Origin of the sequence: Aeromonas sp. TW 6 (genome assembly GCF_013168745.1) — a bacterium.
Classification (GTDB): Bacteria; Pseudomonadota; Gammaproteobacteria; order Enterobacterales; family Aeromonadaceae; genus Aeromonas; species Aeromonas caviae.
The window spans coordinates 1-19,647 of record NZ_JABERS010000004.1; the positions used below are offsets into that span (position 1 = coordinate 1).

At 62.9% G+C, this 19,647-nt stretch carries 17 protein-coding genes; 13 read left to right on the top strand and 4 right to left on the bottom strand.

The window, feature by feature from the left end:
• Positions 1-166 precede the first annotated feature (166 nt).
• Positions 167-1,501 (bottom strand): MATE family efflux transporter, encoded by a 1,335-nt coding sequence (locus HKD46_RS02640; RefSeq protein WP_109422499.1) that lies wholly within the window; start codon positions 1,499-1,501, stop codon positions 167-169.
• 153 nt (positions 1,502-1,654) lie between these two features.
• Here HKD46_RS02640 and mscM point away from each other — a divergent pair, with 153 nt between their 5' ends.
• The 7 genes from mscM to frdD all read left to right on the top strand — a co-directional run bounded on the left by mscM (position 1,655) and on the right by frdD (position 11,600).
• On the top strand, positions 1,655-4,942 hold the full coding sequence (gene mscM / locus HKD46_RS02645; protein ID WP_161470066.1) for a miniconductance mechanosensitive channel MscM: 3,288 nt from the start codon (positions 1,655-1,657) through the stop codon (positions 4,940-4,942).
• Between the two features lie 29 nt (positions 4,943-4,971).
• A complete protein-coding gene (locus HKD46_RS02650) occupies positions 4,972-5,649 on the top strand; it encodes a glycerophosphodiester phosphodiesterase (protein ID WP_109422497.1) in 678 nt (225 codons plus the stop codon).
• A 156-nt stretch (positions 5,650-5,805) separates the two neighbouring features.
• Positions 5,806-7,683 carry a methyl-accepting chemotaxis protein gene (locus HKD46_RS02655; RefSeq protein WP_119196907.1) on the top strand — a complete coding sequence of 626 codons (1,878 nt, stop codon included), beginning with the start codon at positions 5,806-5,808 and terminating at the stop codon, positions 7,681-7,683.
• Between the two features lie 516 nt (positions 7,684-8,199).
• The gene (frdA, locus tag HKD46_RS02660) at positions 8,200-9,984 is read left to right on the top strand and encodes a fumarate reductase (quinol) flavoprotein subunit (protein WP_010673806.1); all 1,785 of its coding nucleotides are present in this window, start codon (positions 8,200-8,202) and stop codon (positions 9,982-9,984) included.
• Positions 9,977-10,711, top strand: a complete 735-nt coding sequence (locus HKD46_RS02665; RefSeq protein ID WP_042065016.1) for a succinate dehydrogenase/fumarate reductase iron-sulfur subunit — start codon at positions 9,977-9,979, stop codon at positions 10,709-10,711. Before frdA ends, HKD46_RS02665 begins: the two co-directional genes overlap by 8 nt.
• A gap of 16 nt (positions 10,712-10,727) precedes the next feature.
• Positions 10,728-11,126 carry a fumarate reductase gene (locus tag HKD46_RS02670; RefSeq protein ID WP_042078943.1) on the top strand — a complete coding sequence of 133 codons (399 nt, stop codon included), beginning with the start codon at positions 10,728-10,730 and terminating at the stop codon, positions 11,124-11,126.
• Between the two features lie 117 nt (positions 11,127-11,243).
• Positions 11,244-11,600, top strand: coding sequence for a fumarate reductase subunit FrdD (gene frdD / locus HKD46_RS02675; protein ID WP_109422504.1), 357 nt, complete (start codon positions 11,244-11,246; stop codon positions 11,598-11,600).
• Positions 11,601-11,709: 109 nt separating this feature from the next.
• Here frdD and HKD46_RS02680 read toward each other — a convergent pair whose 3' ends face one another.
• Complete coding sequence (locus HKD46_RS02680; protein ID WP_109422505.1) at positions 11,710-12,408, bottom strand: DAPG hydrolase family protein; 699 nt, start codon at positions 12,406-12,408, stop codon at positions 11,710-11,712.
• 94 nt (positions 12,409-12,502) lie between these two features.
• On the opposite strand from HKD46_RS02680, the gene HKD46_RS02685 reads away from it, so the two are divergent.
• Complete coding sequence (locus HKD46_RS02685; protein ID WP_124814412.1) at positions 12,503-13,144, top strand: TetR/AcrR family transcriptional regulator; 642 nt, start codon at positions 12,503-12,505, stop codon at positions 13,142-13,144.
• Positions 13,145-13,154: 10 nt separating this feature from the next.
• Here HKD46_RS02685 and HKD46_RS02690 read toward each other — a convergent pair whose 3' ends face one another.
• Both HKD46_RS02690 and HKD46_RS02695 read right to left on the bottom strand, forming a co-directional pair.
• Positions 13,155-14,375 carry a winged helix-turn-helix domain-containing protein gene (locus HKD46_RS02690; RefSeq protein WP_161470065.1) on the bottom strand — a complete coding sequence of 407 codons (1,221 nt, stop codon included), beginning with the start codon at positions 14,373-14,375 and terminating at the stop codon, positions 13,155-13,157.
• A 74-nt stretch (positions 14,376-14,449) separates the two neighbouring features.
• A complete protein-coding gene (locus HKD46_RS02695; RefSeq protein WP_119196911.1) occupies positions 14,450-15,091 on the bottom strand; it encodes a class I SAM-dependent methyltransferase in 642 nt (213 codons plus the stop codon).
• Positions 15,092-15,278: 187 nt separating this feature from the next.
• Here HKD46_RS02695 and HKD46_RS02700 point away from each other — a divergent pair, with 187 nt between their 5' ends.
• The 5 genes from HKD46_RS02700 to HKD46_RS02720 are packed head-to-tail and all read left to right on the top strand — an operon-like array spanning position 15,279 to position 19,569.
• Positions 15,279-15,944: a thermostable hemolysin gene (locus HKD46_RS02700; RefSeq protein WP_042014526.1), complete on the top strand. Its 666-nt coding sequence runs from the start codon at positions 15,279-15,281 to the stop codon at positions 15,942-15,944.
• On the top strand, positions 15,941-17,422 hold the full coding sequence (locus tag HKD46_RS02705) for an AMP-binding protein (protein WP_119196912.1): 1,482 nt from the start codon (positions 15,941-15,943) through the stop codon (positions 17,420-17,422). The genes HKD46_RS02700 and HKD46_RS02705 overlap by 4 nt, the downstream gene beginning before the upstream one ends.
• Positions 17,419-18,075 (top strand): TenA family transcriptional regulator, encoded by a 657-nt coding sequence (locus HKD46_RS02710; protein WP_171864888.1) that lies wholly within the window; start codon positions 17,419-17,421, stop codon positions 18,073-18,075. Before HKD46_RS02705 ends, HKD46_RS02710 begins: the two co-directional genes overlap by 4 nt.
• Complete coding sequence (locus HKD46_RS02715; RefSeq protein WP_039039562.1) at positions 18,072-18,920, top strand: SDR family oxidoreductase; 849 nt, start codon at positions 18,072-18,074, stop codon at positions 18,918-18,920. The genes HKD46_RS02710 and HKD46_RS02715 overlap by 4 nt, the downstream gene beginning before the upstream one ends.
• Before the next feature lies 1 nt (position 18,921).
• A complete protein-coding gene (locus HKD46_RS02720) occupies positions 18,922-19,569 on the top strand; it encodes a tetratricopeptide repeat protein (protein WP_045525602.1) in 648 nt (215 codons plus the stop codon).
• Positions 19,570-19,647 lie beyond the last annotated feature (78 nt).

A 19,647-nucleotide genomic window follows, 5' to 3' on the forward strand; every position in this document is an offset into this window, starting at 1 on the left:
GAGCAGTTCAAGTTACCCGCCCGCCGAGAACGAAGTTACCCAAGGTGCATCAAAGCCAAACCACAGAAGTATGCGACGAGAAAACCTAGTAAAAACAATGCCAGTCAGGCTTAACTGACTGGCATTACAGCCAAGGCTGCCTTTTTCATGGACGCATGACCACATCTCAGGCAGCGCTGTGCTGGCGCCCCTCCCTGTTCATCGCCCGCCACATCACCAGGACCAGCAGAGTGCTGCAAGTGGACAGAGCCAGCCAGACACCGGCCACTCCCCACAGGGAGGAGAAGCCCCACAGGAAACCGCCGATCAGCACCAACTTGCCGCCGGTGAGCAGGGAAGCGATGCGGGCCCGGTTGATGGCCTGGAAATAGGTGGCCCCCACCAGCAGCAAGCCTTCCATGGGCAGCCCCCAGAAGTAGAGCCAGATACCGAGGGTCGCCACCGGCAACAGGGCAGCATTGTCCCCCGCAAACAGATAAACCACTGCCTCCGGCCACAGATACAGCGGGATCATCCCGCACAGTGCCACCGCCATGGTCACTCCCAATGCCAGGTTGCGCACCCGCAGCACTCGCGACCAGTTGCCCGCCCCGGCATTGAAGCTGGCGATAGGCTGGATGCCCATGGCGATCCCCTCGAAGATGAGATAGAAGAAGGCCTCGCTGTAGCTGATGACCCCATAGGCGGCCACATGCAGCGAAGTGCCCACCGAGAGCAGCGCCTTGTTGTGCAGCGCTAGCACCACCGAGAGGTAGAGGTACATCAGAAAACTCGACACCCCGAGTCGCAATGTCTCCCCCATCAGCCGCCAGTCGGGCACCAGGGTATCCCAGCGAATGCGCAACTGGCTGCGGGGGGTAAAGAAGTGCCACAGGCACAGGCCCCCGGTGACCGCCTGGGAGAGCATGGTCGCGATGGCGGCCCCCGCCAGCCCCCAGGGGATCACCGCCATCAGCAGGTAGTCGAGCAGCACGTTGAGCACGCCGCCCCCCACCAGGACCCAGGTGGTGAGGCCGGGTCGCCCGTCGTTGCGCAGCAGGGCGGTAAAGGCCATGGAGAGCACCGCGAACACCCCGAGCCAGGCGTACCACTGCAGATAGGCGAAGCCTGCGTCGAAGATGACCCCCTGCGCCCCCATCCAGACAAGCATGGCCTTGCCGTAACGAATGCCAATGAAGGCGAGCAGCGCGGAAGCGATGAGCACCATCACCAGGGCATTGCCGACGATGTGGCGCGCCCTGGCCTGCTCCCCCTTGCCCAGATAGAAGGAGGCCAGCGACGAAGATCCCATGCCGATCAGGGCCCCCACCGCGTAGAGCACGGCGCAGATGGGGTACGCCAGCATCATGCCGGCCAGCCCGTCCTGGCCCAGGATATGGCCGACGAAGATGCCGTCTATGGTGACATAGATGCCGGTGACCAGCATGGCGGCCACCGTGGGGGTGACGTAACGCAAGAAGAGGCGGGAAAGGGGGGCCGTGCCCAGATCGACGGAGGACATAAATTGCTCAATGAAGGGGAACGGCCAGAATAATAGCCAAACAAGACCCGGATCACCCGTTATTTGTGCCGTGGATCAATCATCTTGAGGGCTTTACCCGCCCCGGCCCCTGCTTTAGGCTAGGGCGACTTCTCCTGAACGGAAACGTGCGCCATGTTGCAACGCCTGCTCTGTCTGATGCTCTGTCTGATGCTCTGTCTCAGCCTGTTCCCCTTCTCCGCTGTCCAGGCCGATGATGCCATCACTCAGGTAGAGGAGCTGCTGCAAAGCGTCCCCAAGACGGATACCCCGGAAAACCAGCAACTGCGGGAGAGCTACCAGCAGGCGCTGCAATATGCCCGGGATGCCCAGCGCTACCGGGAACAGGGCAAGGCCTACCAGCAGATCCTCATCGACTACCCCAAGGAGTCCGCCCGTCTCAAGGAGGGGCTGCACAACTATCAGCCCCAGTCCCGCCCGTCCCTCTCCTCCCTCAAGGAGGATGCCCTGCGCCAGGCCATCAGCCTGAGCAGCAACCGCCAGCTCAACCTGCGCAAGGAGCGTCAGGCGGTGACCGACAGCCTCAACCAGCTGGAGAGCACGGGCCAGGAGTATCACCAGCGGGTCGACGAGTTGCGCAAGCAGTTGCTCCAGACCCGCTCCCTGCTCGATCGCCTGAGCTTCAGCAACGAGTCGGACAGGTTGCAGGAGGCCCAGCGACTGGCCACCCGCCTCAAGGAGCAGAGCCTCTCCGACCGGATCCAGATGCTGGAGCTGGAGCAGCTCTCCGCCCAGCAGCGCAACGATCTGGGCAAGCTCAAGCTGCAGGAGCTCAACCTCGCCATCACCGACGAGGATGAGTGGCAGACCAGTCTGCTTGCCCAGCAGAACCAGCTGCGCCGGGACAAGACCGAGCAGGCCCTGGCCGAGAGTGAACGCCTGCGCCGCCAGCTCACCTCTGACCTCCCCCTCTTGCAGGAGCAGCAGCAGCAAAACCAGGCCCTCTCCCTCCAACTGGGGGCCCTCGAGGACCAGATTGAACGGGTGCAGGACGAGCAGCGGGGGGTGGACACCTCCCTCTCCGGGCTCAACGAGCTGGTCAATTCGGTGCGCGAACAGCTGGAGTGGTTGCAGATAAGCAACGCCTACGGCGAGAACCTGCGCAGCAAGCTGGCCGATCTGCCCGCCTACTTCCCGCTGGAGCGGCTGGAGTCAGCCATCGTCAAGGCGCGTATGGCCAAATACCAGTACGAGACCGAGCAGGATGCCCTGAAGGATCCGGTCCAGCTGCGCAACAGCCTGCTCAGTGGAGACGGCATCACCCTGGACAGGGCCCAGCGCGCCGTGCTGGACAACCTGCTCAAGGCGAGACGGCAACTGCTGACCCGGCTCAACGATGCCTCCGATACCCTCATTCAGGAGCAGACCCGCCTCAAGCTGCTCTACAGCCGCCAGAACAGCAAGATCGACGAGATCCGCGAACTCAGCGCCAGCCATCTGTTCTGGATGCCGGACGTGCGCCCCCTGAGCCCGGCGGTGCTGCTCGGCGTCCCGGCCGCCCTCGGCCTTGCCTTCAATCCGGCCAACTGGCTGCAACTGCCCAGGGCCATCGCCGAGAACAACCCCCTGAGCCTGACCCTGGCTGGCCTCGGGCTGCTGGGGCTGGCCTGGTGCTGGCTGAAACTGGCCCGCCACCTCATTCAATACAGCCAGTACATTGCCCCGCGCATCGGCAAGGTAACCCAGGACAAGTTCAGCCTCACCAGCCGGTTGCTGGTGCGCTCCGTGCTCGCCGCCCTGCCGCTGCCCGCCATGGTGCTCATGGTGCACGGCCTGCTGGACGGCGCCTGGCAATATCCCTTCGCGGTGGCGGTGGCCCGGGGCCTGGGTGAAATCTGGTTCCTGCTGCTGGCCCTGCTGGTGGCGCGCCACCTCACTCTGGAGAAGGGGATCCTCATCCTCCACTTCCGCTGGCAGAAGGAGCGGGTGCAGCGAGTATGGGGACAATTTCGTACCTTGCTGCTGGTGCTGATCCCGAGCTTCTTCGTGCAGGGCATGGCGAGCAGCTATCAGGAGCACGCCTTCTACGACTCCCTGGGACGCCTCGCCTTCATCATCGGGGCCCTCTGGCTGCTGCTCTTCTTTGCCCGCCTCAACCGGGAAAAACTGCCCCTCACCTGGGGTCAGGCAGACATGACCAAGCCCCATCTGCTGCACCACTTCATCTGGAACAGCCTGATGCTGGCCCCGCTGCTGGCGGTGCTGGGCGCCCTGTTCGGCTACTTCTACACCTCCCGCACCCTGCTGCGCCAGCTGGAGCTGAGCCTGCTGGCGGGGCTCGGCTGCCTGCTCGTCTACTATCTGGCCCACCGCTGGATGCTGATCCAGCGCCGCCGACTCGCCTTCGATCGCGCCAAGCAGAAGCGGGCCGAGATCCTGGCGCAGCGGGAGCGGGAAGAGGACGATCTCAGCTCCGAGATCCCCGATGTGGTGGAGGAGCCCGAGCTGGATCTGGATACCATCAGCGCTCAGTCCCTCGGCCTGGTGCGCACCCTGCTGATGCTGGGCTTCACCATGCTGGTGGTGGTGCAATGGTCGGATCTCAACTCGGCATTCAGCTTCCTCAGCAGCATCGAGGTGTGGCAGGTGAGCAGCAAGGTGGCCGGCATCGAGCAGCTCTCCGCCATCACCCTGCAGGATCTGATGCTGACCGTCTTCGCCTTCATCCTGACGGTGGTCACCGCCCGCAACCTGCCAGGGTTGATGGAGCTCACCCTGCTCCAGCATCTAAGCCTCTCCCCAGGCACCGGCTTCGCCCTCACCACGGTGAGCAAGTACCTGGTACTGCTGATTGGCGCCCTCACCGGCTTCTCCATGCTCGGCATCGACTGGTCCAAGACCCAGTGGCTGGTGGCAGCACTCTCTGTGGGGCTGGGCTTCGGCTTGCAGGAGATCTTCGCCAACTTCGTCTCCGGCCTCATCATCCTGTTCGAAAAACCGATCCGCCTGGGTGACACCGTCACCATCCGGGATCTCACCGGCACCGTCACCAAGATCAAGACCCGCGCCACCACCATAGTGGACTGGGACAGGAAGGAAATCATCGTCCCCAACAAGGCCTTCATCACCGAGCAATTCATCAACTGGTCCCTGTCCGATGCCATCACCCGGGTCCGCTTGCGCATTCGCATCGGCCTGACCCAGAATCCCAAGCAGGTACAGCAACTGCTGGAGCAGAGCGTGCGCGAGTCCACCCTGGTGCTGGATACGCCCGCCCCGGAGGTGTTCCTCATCGAGTTCACCGACTCGGCCCTCATCTACGAGATCCGGCTCTACGTCAACAACATGGATCACCGGATGCCCATTACGCACGAGGTACATTCCCTGATCCTGGAGAAACTCGGCCAGGTCGGCATGCATCTGCCACATCAGCAGATCGACATCCGGATGAGCCGGGGATGAAGCCCCCAAAGACGACAACAGGAGCCATCATGCAGATCATTGCCCATCGCGGTGCCAGCGGCCTGGCCCCGGAGAATACCCTCAAGGCGATGAGCCTGGCGCTGGATCTGGGTGCCAAAGCCATCGAGCTGGACGTGCAGTGGGCCGACGGAGAGCTCTGGGTCTTCCACGACCGGCGGCTGGAGCGCTGCACCAACGGCCAGGGTGTGCTGACCGGGCAATCCCGGGAGTACCTGGCGAGCCTGGATGCGGGGGACGGGGAGCGGATCCCGACCCTGTGGCAGGTGATGGCACTGGTGGCGGGGCGCTGCGAACTGCACATCGAGCTAAAGGGCGCCCACACCGCCGAGCCGGTGGCCGCCCTGACCCGTCGGGCCGAGGCCGAGCTTGGCTTTACCCAGGCGCACTGGGTCATCTCCTCCTTCCACCATCCCGAGCTGGCGCACTTTGCCAGTCTGAGGCCCGATCTGCGCCTCGGCGCCCTGACCGCCAGCCTGCCGCTGCACGGGGCCCGCTTCGCCGAAGAGCTGGGGGCCTGGTCCCTCAACTGCGACGTGGATTTTGTCGACCAGACCCTGGTGGCGGATGCCCATCGCCGGGGGCTCAAGATCCTGGTCTACACGGTCGACGAAGTGAGTGATGAGAGAGCCCTCGCCAGCATGGGTGTCGATGGCATCTTCACCAACCGGCCAGATCGATTCAGCTGAGTATCGGCGCGGCCTGGCGGGCCGTCGGGAGGTGAAAAAAGTCGAAAAATTGCTGTGCACCGGGATACATAAAGTCCACCGCCAGCCGATACAGAGTTGGCTCATAACAATAACAAACACCATGGATCTCAGACTGACGCTCACAAGGATGTAAACATGAACCTATCCATCAAGAACAAGCTGGTCCTCGCCATCGGGGCCATCATTCTGGTCATTACCGGCCTGCAGGTCTGGTACAACACCTCCCAGTTGCGCAGCGAGACACAGCGACTGATCTGGAGCTTCATCGACAACAGCTCGATCGCCAACGTCAAGGGGATCTCCCGCTGGCTCGACGCCCGCATCAATCTCGTCACCGCCACCAAGGAAGCCTTCGCCAAGGAAGACGAGCCCCTCAGCCACCTGGCCCAGTCCATGAATGCGGGCAACTTCGATCTCGTCTACGTGGGTACCAAGGATGGCCGGATGATCCAGAGCAAGCCCACCGATCTGCCGGCCGGCTATGACCCGCGCCAGCGCCCCTGGTACAAGGACGCCATGGCCGCCGGCAAGCTCGCCATCACGGCCCCTTACGCCGACATCACCACGGGCCAGCTCATCATCACCATCGCCGAGCCCTTCAGTCGCGGCAACACCGACGGCGTCATCGCCGGTGACGTCTCCATCGACGGTCTGGTGAAAGACGTGCTCGCCATGAACTCGGAAGGCACCTATGCCATTCTGGTGGACAGCAACGGCACCATCATCGCCCACCCGGACAAGGATCTGACCCTCAAACCCGCCACCGCCATCTCCCCGGAGCTGACGGCAGCCAAGGTCAACGAGCTGGCCCATGACAACACCATCTCCGAGATGGATATCAGCGGCAAGGCGAGCGTATTCGAACTCACCGAGATCCCCAACACCAACTGGTATTTCGGCATCGTGGTGGACGAAGCGGTCGCCTACCAGTCCGTCTCCCGCATGGTCACCTCCGCCCTCATTCAGGGATTGCTGACCATCCTCATCGTGGCGGGCTTCTCCTATGTCGCCATCAACGGCTCCCTGGCGCCGCTGAAAACCCTGGGCGAGGCAATTGCCGATCTCTCCCGCGGCAACGGCGATCTCACCCGTCGCATCAAGATCGAGCGTGAAGACGAGGTCGGTACCGTCGCCAAGCACGTCAACACCTTCATCGAGCGCATCCACGTCATGGTGCAGGACATCTCCAACTCCTCCACCCAGCTCAACCAGCAGGCCAGGTCTTCCCACGACATGGCGGAGAAATCCAACCAGGGGCTGGCCCGCCAGCAAAACGAGATCTCCCAGATTGCGACCGCAGTGCACGAGATGTCCGCCACCGCCGTCGAAGTGGCCAGCAATGCCGAGCAGACCGCGGAAGCGGCCCGCAGCTCCTCCAGCAGTTGCGAGCACGGCAAGCAGGTGATTGCCCGCAACCAGCGCTCCATCACGGATCTGGCCACCCAGGTCAAGCAGGCCTCCGGCATCATTCAGGAACTGGAGAAGAACGCCCAGGAGATCAACACCATCCTCTCCACCATCCAGGGCATCGCCGAGCAGACCAACCTGCTGGCGCTCAACGCCGCCATCGAGGCCGCCCGGGCTGGCGAGCAGGGACGCGGCTTTGCCGTGGTGGCCGACGAGGTGCGGGTGCTTTCCCAGCGCACCCACAGCTCCACCGTCGAGATCCGCAGCATGATCGAGACCCTGCAGCGCAACACCCAGGGCGCCGTCAGTACCATGCACGAGGGCCAGCTGCTGGCCCAGAACAGCGTGGAAGATGCCAACGATGCGACCCAGGCGCTGGAGCAGATCACCACCTCCATCAACCAGATCTCCGACATGGCGACCCAGATCTCCAGCGCCGCCGAGGAACAGCGTGCCGTCACCGACGAAGTTAGCCGCAACATCCAGGCGGTCAAGGATGTCTCGGACGAGCTGGCAGTGGATGCGGACAGCTCCCGCAATCTGTCGGCCCAGCTTAAAAATATTTCAGGTGAATTGAATAATCAGGTCGGCATGTTCCGCATCTGATCGACCATGGGAAGAAAGGGGCCGTTCAGGCCCCTTTTTTTTATAAACCCTTTTTGTTTCAACGGTTATAATCCCCTTTCGAGACCCTCAACCCTGTGATCGACATCTCCTTTTGCCCATGTGTGGGAGACGGGCCCAGTCTGTCATGGCTATATTCGCATTACTTTTTTGATGCCTAACCTCGATATGTCATCGTGATAATAGTTATCATTAAACTGTTTTGATAAAAAACTTAAAAACTTTATGGGTAATACCCAAAAAGAGAGGCATTTCTCATTTTTTTGAAAGAAAACTACGTATAATCTTGGAGTTAAAATCACCAGAGTAGCGAGTACGGCTGATCCAGATCACTGATGGATGGCGATAATGACGGCATTTTCATCCAAGGAATGGGGTGGTTGTAATAAAAATCACCGTTGCCAAGCACTAAAACAAAGCAGTTTGACTTGCATCAAGCCTGAATTTTTTTCATAGAGCAAAATCGTGCCCAGCAAATCTATCCCTAAGGAGGCAGATGTGGATATTATCAAGACCGATGTTGCCATCATCGGTGCCGGTGGCGGTGGCCTTCGTGCCGCAATCGCCATTGCAGAAGCCCACCCGGAGCTGGAAATCGCCCTGATTTCCAAGGTCTATCCGATGCGCAGCCATACCGTGGCCGCCGAAGGTGGCGCCGCAGGCGTCGTCCGTGATGACGACTCCCTGGAAAACCACTTCAACGACACCGTCTCCGGTGGTGACTGGTTGTGTGAGCAGGACGTAGTCGAGTACTTCGTCAACAACGCCACCAACGAGATGATCCAGCTGGAGCACTGGGGTTGCCCCTGGAGCCGCAAACCGGACGGCAAGGCCAACGTGCGCCGTTTCGGCGGGATGAAGATCCCCCGCACCTGGTTCGCCGCCGACAAGTCCGGCTTCCACATCCTGCACACCCTGTTCCAGACCTCCATCAAGTACCCGACCATCAAGCGCTTCGACGAGCACTTCTGTCTGGATCTCATCGTGGAAGATGGCCGAGTCCAGGGTGTCGTCACCTTTGACATCCAGAACGGCATCACCCGCTTCATCCAGGCCAAGTCCGTGGTGCTGGCCACCGGCGGCGCAGGTCGTGTCTATCGCTACAACACCAACGGCGGCATCGTCACCGGGGACGGCATGGCCCTGGCCTACCGCCACGGCGTACCGCTGCGGGACATGGAGTTCGTCCAGTATCACCCGACCGGTCTGCCGGGCACCGGCATCCTGATGACCGAAGGTTGTCGTGGTGAGGGTGGCATCCTGCTCAACAAGGATGGCTATCGCTACCTGCAAGATTACGGTCTGGGCCCGGAAACCCCGGTCGGCCAGCCGAAGAACAAGCACATGGAGCTGGGTCCGCGCGACCGTCTCTCCCAGGCCTTCTGGCAGGAGCAGCAAAAAGGCCGCGTGATCCAGGGCCCCATGGGCGACGTGGTTCACCTTGACCTGCGCCACCTTGGCGAGAAGTACCTGAAAGAGCGTCTGCCCTTCATCTGCGAACTGGCCAAGGCCTACGTGGGTGTGGATCCGGTAAAAGAGCCGATTCCGGTACGTCCGACCGCCCACTACACCATGGGTGGCATCGAAACCGACGGCAAGTGCGCCACTCGTCTGGCCGGTCTCTATGCCGCTGGCGAATGTGCCTCCGTCGGTCTGCACGGCGCCAACCGTCTGGGTTCCAACTCCCTGTCCGAGATCGTGGTCTTCGGCAAGGTGGCCGGTGAGCAGGCAGCCGAGTTTGCCGCCACCCAGCAACACGGCAACACCCAGGCGCTGGTCGCCAAGGCCGAGGCGCTCATCAAGCAGCACCTCTCCCTTCTGGACATCGACGGCACCGAAAACCCGGCGGATATCCGCAACGAACTGGGCATGTCCATGGAAGCCGGTGTCGGTATCTACCGTACCGAAGAGCTGATGCAGGGCACCATCGACAAGATCAACGAGCTGAAAGCCCGTTACAAGAAGATCAAGATCAACGACAAGTCCTCGGTCTTCAACACCGACCTGCTGTACGCCATCGAGCTGGGCTACATGCTGGACGTGGCGGAAGCCATGGCGCACTCCGCCATCAACCGCAAAGAGTCCCGCGGTTCCCACCAGCGTCTGGACGGTTACGAGGAGCGCGATGACGTCAACTTCCTCAAGCACACTCTCTCCTTCTACAACGGCGAAGGGGCCCCGACCATCGACTATTCCGATGTGAAGATCACTAAATCCCAACCGGCCAAGCGCGTGTACGGTTCCGAGGGTGAGAAACAAGACGAGGCTAAGAAGAATGGCTGAGATGATCGAAATTGAAATCCTGCGCTACCGTCCCGAGCAGGATAACGAGCCCTGGATGCAGACCTTCCAGGTGCCCTACCTCAAAGAGATGTCCCTGCTGGATGCGCTGCAATACATCAAGGATCATCTGGACTCTACCTTGAGCTTCCGCTGGTCCTGCCGGATGGCGATCTGCGGCTCCTGCGGCATGATGGTCAACGGCATTCCGAAACTCGGTTGCAAGACCTTCCTGCGGGACTACCTGCCGGGCAAGATGACTATCGAGCCGCTCAACAACTTCCCCATCGAGCGCGATCTGGTGGTCGACATGTCCGACTTCATCGAGAAGCTGGAGAGCATCAAGCCCTACATCATCCCGTCCGAGCCGCGCAGCCTGTGCGATGGCGAGTACACCCAGACGCCGGCTGACATGGCGAAGTATCACCAGTTCTCCATGTGCATCAACTGCGGTCTGTGCTACGCGGCCTGCCCGCAATATGGCATCAACAAGAAGTTCACCGGTCCGGCGGCCCTGGCACTGGCCTACCGCTACAACGCCGACAACCGCGACAGCGCGTCCAGGGAGCGGATGAAGATCATCAGCCAGGACGAGGGCGTCTGGGGCTGTACCTTCGTGGGCTACTGCTCCGAAGTGTGCCCGAAGGGCGTGGATCCGGCCGCCGCCATCCAGCTTGGCAAGGTCGAGAGCGCCAAGGACTACATGATCGCCATGTTCAAGCCGGATTGAGACCAGGAGTGAGACCATGAACAACACTGAGAGCAAACGTAAGCCCTACGTGCGCGAGATGAAGAAAGACTGGTGGCTGAAGAATGCCTTCTACACCGGCTACATGATCCGCGAAGGCACCAGCATTTTCGTCTCCATCTACGCCGTGGTGCTGATGTGGGGTCTGATGCGCCTGGTCCAGGGTCAGGAGGCGTTCAACGGCTGGCTGGAATCCCTGCAGAGCCCGGTCGCCATCCTGTTCCACGTCGTCGCCCTGGCAGCCTGCCTGTTCCACGCCAAGACCTGGTTCGCACTGGCCCCGAAAGCCATGCGCATCTTCCGTGGTGAAGACCTGGTGCCGGAGAAGCCGATCGTCATCGCCCAGTATCTGGCGCTGGCGGTGGTATCCCTGCTTGTCCTGATCATCGTGGCCTGAGGAGAAAACCCTGAAACGTTCTGACGAACCCGGTTATTGGAGCCAGCCTGGCCCCGGACCCCGTGCGTCAGCAAGGTTGCCACGATATCGCTATTAATCCTGATTTGAGGAAAAAGCATGAGACGTTCTGACGAGCCAATATACTGGGGTCTGTTTGGTGCCGGTGGCATGGTGGTTGCCATGCTGCTGCCGGTGATTGTCCTAATTACCGGTCTGCTGGTGCCCATGGGCATCATGGACGTGGAGACCATGAGCTACGAGCGCGTGCTCGCCTTCGCCAGCTCCTGGTGGGGGGCCTGCATCCTGCTGGCCATCATCGCCCTGCCCATCTGGCACGGCATGCACCGCATCTACCACGGCCTGCATGATCTGGGGATCCACACCACCAAGCTGCACCACTATGTGTTCTATGGCTTCGCCTTCCTGGTGTCCGCCATCACCGTCGGCCTGCTGATGGTGCTGGTGCTCCAGTAAGCACATCCTGACTGCATAACAAACCGGGCCCAGTGCCCGGTTTTTTTATGACCATCTTCCGCGGTTCATCTCCATCCGGCAGCTGGCCTGCGCACTCGTTCGGCATCCGTCACCAGAGTCGCGGTGCCGGTTCACGACCGTTTTCCGCGTAGTAGAGCGACGGCAGAAACTGCGCCAGATAGCTGAACTCGCTGTAGCAGTGGCGCATCAGGTTGAAACCTACCTCGTCCGGCACCTCGTCAAACGGATTGGCGCAGGCCTTGCCCAGCAGAAAACGACTGCGCAGCACACAGCCATAGGGGGTATCGCGCGCCAGGTGCAGCATCTCGCCATCCAGTGGCGCCCCCTGCTCATCCAGCGCCACCTCGTCGCCAAAGCCGATACGGGCGCAGATGGCGGCAGAGAGAGCCTGCGTCTCCCGCGCCTCGTGTAGCGATTGCGGGGCGAACACCTCTTCGGCACCGTGGAACTTGAGGCGAGCTGCCACCGGCGGCAGCTCGGCAAGCCACTCCACCGCCTCTATGCTGGCTCCCACGAAGCGCTCCCCTTTTTTCCAGTGATGATCCCAGCCCCGGTGCTCGACATGATCGTGGGGGTGCCACCACCTGATGTGCTGGGTCGTCTCGAAGAAGGTGAACCACCAATCCAGCATGCGCCCCTTGCAGCCGTGCAGATCGGTGCGGATGGCGACCGTCAGCAGGCCGTCGGTGCTGCGGGTCAGGCCCATTTCCAGGCGAAGGGGTTGCGGACTGAGCAACTCGTTGATGTCATTGACGCCCCAGGGGGCAAACAAGGCAGAAGGATACATGATATGACTCCCATAAATTTAGGAAACGAAGTTCGCTTCTTAAATTGCGCTATGCCTGTATGCTGGGTCTGTCAATGCTTTCCAGGAGCCCATCATGTCGCACCAGAACGATGAAGAAACACGCTCACGAGGCCGTCCGGTCACCCCGGAAGCCGACCTTCGCTCCGCCCTCGCCGAGGCGACGCTGACTTTGTTGCTCAAGGGGGGCTACAACGCTGCGACCGTGGATGCGGTGGCCAAAGAGGCGGGGGTTGCCAAGAAGACCCTCTACCGCTTCGCCGCCAATCGCGACGAGCTGGTAGCGCAGGCGGTGCGCAGCTGGACCGATGCCTTTCAACCGGCCTTCGAGCAGGATGCAACCCACCCCGAGGTACTGGGAGAGATGCTGGTGCAGGGCTTGCAAGCCATTGCCAGCCAGGTGCTGAGCGCACCGGCGGTGGGCATGTTCCGACTGCTGCAGCATGAGTTCGCGGGGCGCGATGCCCTGCTGGCGGCCTATCAGGAGAACGGCATTGCCCGCGGCAGAGCGACGCTGGCGGCGTGGCTACAGCGCCAGCAGCAACTGGGCTGGCTGCGCGAGCTGGACACCGCCCAAACCAGCGACCTGCTGCTGGCGATGACCATGGCGGAGCCGCTGCGCCAGATGGCGCTCGGCTTGCTGGCGCCGGGCAGCGACATCCGCGCGCGCATCGCCGCCGCCGTAGCCCTGGTCCTGCCCGGCTTGATGCGAGGGTAGGCGTCCTTCCTCAGCGTGCCACCTCCTGCCATTGAGCCAACAAGGGAGCAGGAACGTTGCCATAACGCACCAGCGGGGTCTGGTGCCACTGCGCCAGCTTCTGGATGGCCTTGCCCAGATCCTGGGCCAGGGTCCGGGTCACCCTGATCCCGTCTTCCAGATAGAGGCTCTTGACCTCAAACACCCCCTCCTTGCGATGGGCCTTGGCGTCCATCCTGCCCACCAGCTTGCCGCGATGCAGCAACGGCAGCACGAAATAACCGTACTGGCGCTTGGGGGCCGGGGTATAGCACTCGATGCGATAGTCAAAACCAAACAACTCACTGGCCCGCTTGCGATCCCACACCAGCGGGTCAAAGGGCGAGAGCACGGCGGTGTGGCTCGCCTTGAGGGAGCCCGCCTGGGCCCGGACCAGTTCATCGGCCAGGGAGGCGTGAACGAAGGCTCCGTGCTGCCACCCCTCCACTCGTACCGGCAACAGCTCCCCCTCGTCCGCCAGCTGGTGGAGCAGGGCGTCGTATTTCCCCCGTTTAAGGCGATAGTAATCCGCCACCCAGCCGGTCTTGACCAGCCCCAGCGCCCGGCAACTGGCTCGCACCATGTCCCGCCGGGCGAGATCAGGACTCGGCAGATCCCGCTCGTCATTCCACTCCGGCATGACCCGCTCGGCGAGATCGTAGACACGCTGGAAATTGCGCCGTTCGCGCACCATCAGCTGGCCTGCGGTAAACAGCACCTCCAGGTGGCGCTTTTCGGGCTTCCAGTCCCACCAGCCGTTGCCCTTGCCCCCCTTGCGCTCGAAGTCTGCCGCCCGCACCGGGCCATCCTGGCGAATGCGCTCCACTATCTGCGCGATCTCGCCGCCGTGGGTCTTGAGACACTGGGCGGAGAACTTCCAGCCCATGGCGGCGGGATCCAGCATGCGATGGCGCAGCAGCCGGTAATCTTCCCGGGGGACGAAACAGGCCTCGTGGGCCCAGTATTCGAAGAGGTCACCATCAGCCAGCAGTTGTTCCAGCCAGCGCGGATCGTAATGGCCGAGACGGCTGAACAGCACCAGATAGGGGCTGCGGGCCACCACGGAGATGGTGTCTATCTGCAGCAACGCCATGCGTCTGATGCAGGCAAGCAGATCGGCGGGGGTTGCTCTGGCGCGGCGCGGGGTCAGCAGCCCCTGAGCCGCCAGTTGCAGGTGGCAAACGTCTTGCAATGAGAGGTGGGGGATCGACATGGAGATAGGGGCATCCGTTCCTGGGGTTCAGGCCACCAGCATGCCCAACTCATGGCCAAATGAAAACGCCCGGCTCAGGGTTTGGTGAACACCGCCACATCCGCATGAGGAAACTCGACCTCTGCCTGCCAGCGGACCGCCAGGGCACGGAATGAGGCCTCGGCGAAGAAGACGATATGGGTGGGATCGTGGCGATAGCGCCAGGTCTTGAAGCGATCGTCCCCCAGTACCCGCTGGGTCTGCAACACCAGCACCCCGCCGGGCTTGAGGCAGCCCCAGAGCGTGTCCAGCACGGCGCGGGGGGTGGCGATGTGCTCTATCACCTCGGTGCTGGTGATGAAGTCGTATTGCCTTGTCAGGCACTCTGGGTCGTCGGCATAGAACTTGTCGTAGCCCGCCATCTCGAAGCCCGCCTCCCGCCCCATGGCGATGAGGGCAGGCCCGGGGCCGCAGCCAAAATCGAGGCCGCTGGCAGGAAGCGACACCCGGGCCAGCACCTCGCCAAAGGCACGCATCAGAAAGGCCCGGTAGCGGGGATCGTCCACCCGGTTGTCGTGCCCGTCATAGACCGCCTTCTCGGCCCCCTCGTCCAGGTGGTCCGCCTCGTCCATCCAGACCAGCTCGCACGCCAGGCAGCGGTAATAGCCCTTGCCCGCCACCGGCAGGGCATGGTGCCGAGGGGAGAGACACAGGGGACAGTGAACAGGGGATGACATGGCAGCTCCTCGGGTGGCGACAGCGGGGCAGATTGCCTGCCACGCCCGCTGCTGGCAACTGTTTTGTCTGGAGCCCCCATCGACCCCCGTTCACCCCCCGCCAGTTTTTTTCGTCTTTTTTTGCGCCTTAAGGGTTTCTTAAGTTTGCCCTTTTACTCTCATCCCATCGCAAAAGAAGGAGCCAACCATGACCATCGAGATCCAAGCCCCCTACCGGCTGATCCTGGCCGAATCCCCGCAGCAGGTCATGGCGCTGCAAACCTATATCCAGGCCGCCTATACCCTCGAGTTCAACGCCCGCATTCCCCATTTTCTGCCCTGCCTGCTCGGGCTCTACCGGGCAGATGGCGTGCTGGTCGGTGCCTGCGGCCTTAACCAGGCCTGCCATGGCGAGCACGAGCAACCGCTCTATCTGGAGCAATATCTGGAGCAGCCTGTCGAGGCCGCCATCGAGACCCGTCTCGGGGTCCGTCCGGCCCGCCACCGCATCATCGAAGTGGGCAATCTTGCCTGCAGCGAACCGGGTCACGCCCGCCTGATGTTTGCCGCGCTGTGCCGTCTGCTGTGTGACAACGCCCTGGACTACGTGGTGTTCACCGGCACCGCCAAGCTGCGCAACAGCTTTACCCGCCTGCGTCTCAACCCGGTGGAGCTGGCCCCCGCCCAGGCCCATCAGGTGGGAGAGGATGCCAGCGCCTGGGGCGAATACTACCGCTGCCAGCCCAAGGTGATGGCAGGCGACATCAACCAGGGGCGCGAGGTACTCGCACAGAGCAGCCTGCTGCTCAACCTGCTGGGGCCCATGCCCCGCCTTTTTAACCATGCCGACATCGACAGGAGGTGCGCACAATGACGCTGTTCGACACCATCGCCCACCATGCCAGCCAGACCCCGCACCAGCCTGCGCTGCTAGGCAGCCAGGGTGAGCTGGATTACCAGAGCCTGTGGCAGCAGATCCAGCAACTGGCAGGCGTGCTGCAAGGGGCCGGCATCCGCCGCCTGGCCCTGCAACTCGACAACGGCCTGCCCTGGGCACTGATCGATCTCGCCTGCACCTGGGCCGGCATCGTGGTCATCCCGGTTCCCCACTTCTTCAGTCCGGCGCAGCAGACGTGGCTGCTGGAAAGCAGCGGAGCAGACGCCCTGGTCGGCCCGGAGCACCAGGGGTGGCAGTCCGCCTCACCCCTCGTGCTCATTGCAGGCAGGCCCGATGAGCAGGCCGTGCCCCTGTGGCGCCGCATCCCGGCCCGCCTCCCCGAGCTGCCGGCGGGCACCGCCAAGATCACCTATACCTCTGGCACCACGGGGCAACCCAAGGGCGTCTGCCTGTCGCTGGAACAGATGACGGCGGTCTGCGGATCCCTTGCCCTGCGGGTGGCACCTGCCCGGGTTGAGAAGCACCTGACCCTGCTGCCCCTCACCACCTTGCTGGAGAACCTGACCGGCTTGTATGTACCGCTGCTGACCGGCGCCTGCAGCCGCATCCCCTCCCTGGGGGAACTCGGCTTCTCGGGCTCCAGCAAGCTGGATCCTGCGGCCCTAGCCCATGCACTGCTGCGCTGGCCCAGCCACAGCCTGGTGCTGGTACCCGAGTTGCTGCGCCTGCTGCTGGCTCTGTGCCTCAATACCCCTGCCCTGGCGACACAGCTCGGCACCCTGCGCTTCGTCGCCGTGGGCGGCGGCAAGGTCGCCCCCGAACTCATCGCTCACGCCCGTGCGGCGGGGCTGCCGGTCTACGAGGGATACGGTCTCTCAGAATGCGGCTCCGTGGTCGCCCTGAACGGCCCCCACGGGGATCGTCCCGGCAGCGTCGGCCTGCCTCTGCCCCACTGCCAGGTGACGATCGCCGCAGACGGCGAAGTCATGGTCAGCGGCAGCGCCATGCTGGGCTACCTGGGAGAAGAGGGCGAGACGGGCAGCCAGATCGCCACAGGGGATCTGGGTCGGATCGACGAGGAGGGCTATCTCCATATCACGGGGCGCAAGAAGAACGTGCAGATCACCGCCTTTGGCCGCAACTTCTCCCCGGAGTGGGTGGAAGCCCAGGCCCAGCTCTGCCCGGCCATCGCCCGCATCGTCATCTTCGGTGACGGTCAGCCCGCCAACGTGGCCCTTATCCAGCCGCTGCCGGGCAGCCAGTCCCAATTGCCAGAGCAGATTGCCCGGCTCAACCAGCAGTTGCCCGATTACGCCCGCATCCATCACTGGTTGCCGGTCGCCCTGGATCAGCTCCCTGGCCTGCTGACGGCCAACGGGCGCCCCCGTCGCAATGAGATTTATCACCATTTTTCCCGGCAGATCAGCCAATGCCTCACAGGAGAGACCTCATGAGTTTCTATCAGACCCTGCAACAAGCCACCGCCGGCGAGCGCGAGCGCCTGTTCAATGCTCCCATCATCGAGGCCTGCCGCCGTGGCGACATCAGCCGGGAGACCTACCTCGCCTTCCTGGCACAGGCCTATTACCACGTGCGCCACACGGTGCAGCTCCTGATGGCTACCGGCGGCAGGCTGGGGCAGGAGTACGAGTGGGTGCGCGGCGCCATCCGCGAGTACATCGACGAGGAGTACGGCCACCAGGAGTGGATCCTCAATGACATCCGCGCCTGCGGCGGCGATGCCGAGGCGGTGCGCCACGGCCGGCCCGGGCTCCCCATCGAGCTGATGGTGGCCTTCCTCTACGACCAGATCCAGCGCGGCAACCCCATGGGCTTCTTCGGCATGGTGCAGGTGCTGGAAGGCACCAGCGTCGCCATCGCCCTGACCGTCGCCGACCAGCTCAAGAGCGGTCTGGGTCTGCCGCCCCAGGCCATGAGCTACCTGAGCTCCCACGGGGCCCTGGACCAGGAGCACCTCAAGTTCTTCGAATCCCTGATGAACCGGGTGGAAGATGCCGCCGATCAGGCCGCCATCATTCACGCCGCCAAGGTGGTCTACCGCCTCTATGGCGACATGCTCTATCAGCTCACGGGATCATGCCAATGAAGCTTGAAGGCAAACGCATACTGCTGACTGGCGCCAGTGGCGGCATTGGTGAAGCCCTGGCCCATGAACTGGCGGCCCAGGGTGCCCATCTGCTGCTGCACGGTCGTCGGGCCAGCGCCCTGGAGCGCCTGCGCCGGGAGCTGCCTCATCCGGATCGCCACCAGACGGTGACGGCCGATCTCGGCTCTCCCCATGAGCGGGCGCAGCTGCTGCAACACCCGGCCCTGGACGAGGGGCTGGACGTGCTCATCAACAGTGCGGGCTGCAACCAGTTCGCCTGGCTGGAAGATCAGAGCAGCGAGCAGGTGACACGCCAGTTGCTGCTCAACGTCGAGGCGCCCATCCAGCTCACCCGGGCCCTGCTGCCCCGGCTGCGCAAGCCCGCCATCATCATGAACATCGGCTCCAGCCTCGGGGCCATCGGTTTTGCCGGCTACAGCGTCTATTGCGCCAGCAAGTTCGCCATGCGCGGCTTCAGCGAGTCCCTGGGGCGGGAGCTGGAGGGAACCGGCATCAAGGTGCTGCACTTTGCCCCCCGCGCCACCCGCACCCACCTCAACTCCGAGGCGGCCTATGCCATGAATGCCGAGCTCGGCACCCGGACCGACAGCCCACAGGACGTGGCCGAGGAGGCCGTCATCGCCCTGTGCAACGAGACACGCCGCCGCTGGCTCGGCTGGCCGGAAAAGCTCTTTGTGCGGCTCAACGGCCTGCTGCCCGCCTTGGTGGACATGGCCCTGGCCAAGCAGCGCCCGATCATCGAGCGCCACGCCCGCCGCACCGCCTCCCCTGCCCCCGATCACAGGAGCGATCCCGCCTGTGCGACAAACGAGAAGGAACATTGAGATGAAGCACACCACTTTCCGTCCCCGATTTGGTCACGGCCCCCTGTTGCTCGTCCTGGGAGGCCTGCTGGCAAGCGGTCTGGCACAGGCCGCCGATGCCCTGCCCACCATTCAGCAGGAGTGGGCCCACTGCCAGTACCAGCAGACCGGCAACGCCAAGGAGAGCTGCCTGGAGAGCCTGAGTGCCAAGGCCGATGAGGCGAGCGCCAAGGAGGCATTTCGCACCGATCTGCTGATCTGGTCCGCCATCGTCAAGAGCACCTGGGCGGGGGCCAAGGGCGGCCTCGGCGCCCTTGGTCTGGTGAAGGAGGCCAAGGCCAAGCTCGAGATCGCCATCAAGCAGGATCCCAAGGCGCTGGAAGGCTCGGCCTACACCAGCCTGGGCTCCCTCTACTACCAGGTACCGGGCTGGCCGGTGGGCTTTGGTGACGACGAGAAGGCGGAGAAGCTGCTCAAGCAGGCGCTGGCCATCAATCCCACCGGCATCGACCCCAACTTCTTCTACGGCGACTTCCTGCTGGATCAGGGTGACAAGGCACAGGCGAAGGTCTATCTGGACAAGGCCCTGGCCGCCCCGGCGCGCCCTGGCCGCGAGGTGGCGGACGAGGGCCGCAGAATGGAAATTCGCGAGCGTCTCGCCAAGCTGTAAACACAAGCAGCACAGTGTGCTATTTCAACTCTGCCCACCAGCTTGCATACTGGTGGGCAGTGTCGTTTGAGGGAGAGA

What these genes read in the sequence shown, in the direction of transcription:
- HKD46_RS02640 (WP_109422499.1), bottom strand. Translation starts at nt 1,501, where the DNA reads ATGTCCTCCGTCGATCTGGGCACGGCCCCCCTTTCCCGCCTCTTCTTG.
- mscM (WP_161470066.1), top strand. Translation starts at nt 1,655, where the DNA reads ATGTTGCAACGCCTGCTCTGTCTGATGCTCTGTCTGATGCTCTGTCTC.
- HKD46_RS02650 (WP_109422497.1), top strand. Translation starts at nt 4,972, where the DNA reads ATGCAGATCATTGCCCATCGCGGTGCCAGCGGCCTGGCCCCGGAGAAT.
- HKD46_RS02655 (WP_119196907.1), top strand. Translation starts at nt 5,806, where the DNA reads ATGAACCTATCCATCAAGAACAAGCTGGTCCTCGCCATCGGGGCCATC.
- HKD46_RS02665 (WP_042065016.1), top strand. Translation starts at nt 9,977, where the DNA reads ATGGCTGAGATGATCGAAATTGAAATCCTGCGCTACCGTCCCGAGCAG.
- HKD46_RS02670 (WP_042078943.1), top strand. Translation starts at nt 10,728, where the DNA reads ATGAACAACACTGAGAGCAAACGTAAGCCCTACGTGCGCGAGATGAAG.
- frdD (WP_109422504.1), top strand. Translation starts at nt 11,244, where the DNA reads ATGAGACGTTCTGACGAGCCAATATACTGGGGTCTGTTTGGTGCCGGT.
- HKD46_RS02680 (WP_109422505.1), bottom strand. Translation starts at nt 12,408, where the DNA reads ATGTATCCTTCTGCCTTGTTTGCCCCCTGGGGCGTCAATGACATCAAC.
- HKD46_RS02685 (WP_124814412.1), top strand. Translation starts at nt 12,503, where the DNA reads ATGTCGCACCAGAACGATGAAGAAACACGCTCACGAGGCCGTCCGGTC.
- HKD46_RS02690 (WP_161470065.1), bottom strand. Translation starts at nt 14,375, where the DNA reads ATGTCGATCCCCCACCTCTCATTGCAAGACGTTTGCCACCTGCAACTG.
- HKD46_RS02695 (WP_119196911.1), bottom strand. Translation starts at nt 15,091, where the DNA reads ATGTCATCCCCTGTTCACTGTCCCCTGTGTCTCTCCCCTCGGCACCAT.
- HKD46_RS02700 (WP_042014526.1), top strand. Translation starts at nt 15,279, where the DNA reads ATGACCATCGAGATCCAAGCCCCCTACCGGCTGATCCTGGCCGAATCC.
- HKD46_RS02705 (WP_119196912.1), top strand. Translation starts at nt 15,941, where the DNA reads ATGACGCTGTTCGACACCATCGCCCACCATGCCAGCCAGACCCCGCAC.
- HKD46_RS02710 (WP_171864888.1), top strand. Translation starts at nt 17,419, where the DNA reads ATGAGTTTCTATCAGACCCTGCAACAAGCCACCGCCGGCGAGCGCGAG.
- HKD46_RS02715 (WP_039039562.1), top strand. Translation starts at nt 18,072, where the DNA reads ATGAAGCTTGAAGGCAAACGCATACTGCTGACTGGCGCCAGTGGCGGC.
- HKD46_RS02720 (WP_045525602.1), top strand. Translation starts at nt 18,922, where the DNA reads ATGAAGCACACCACTTTCCGTCCCCGATTTGGTCACGGCCCCCTGTTG.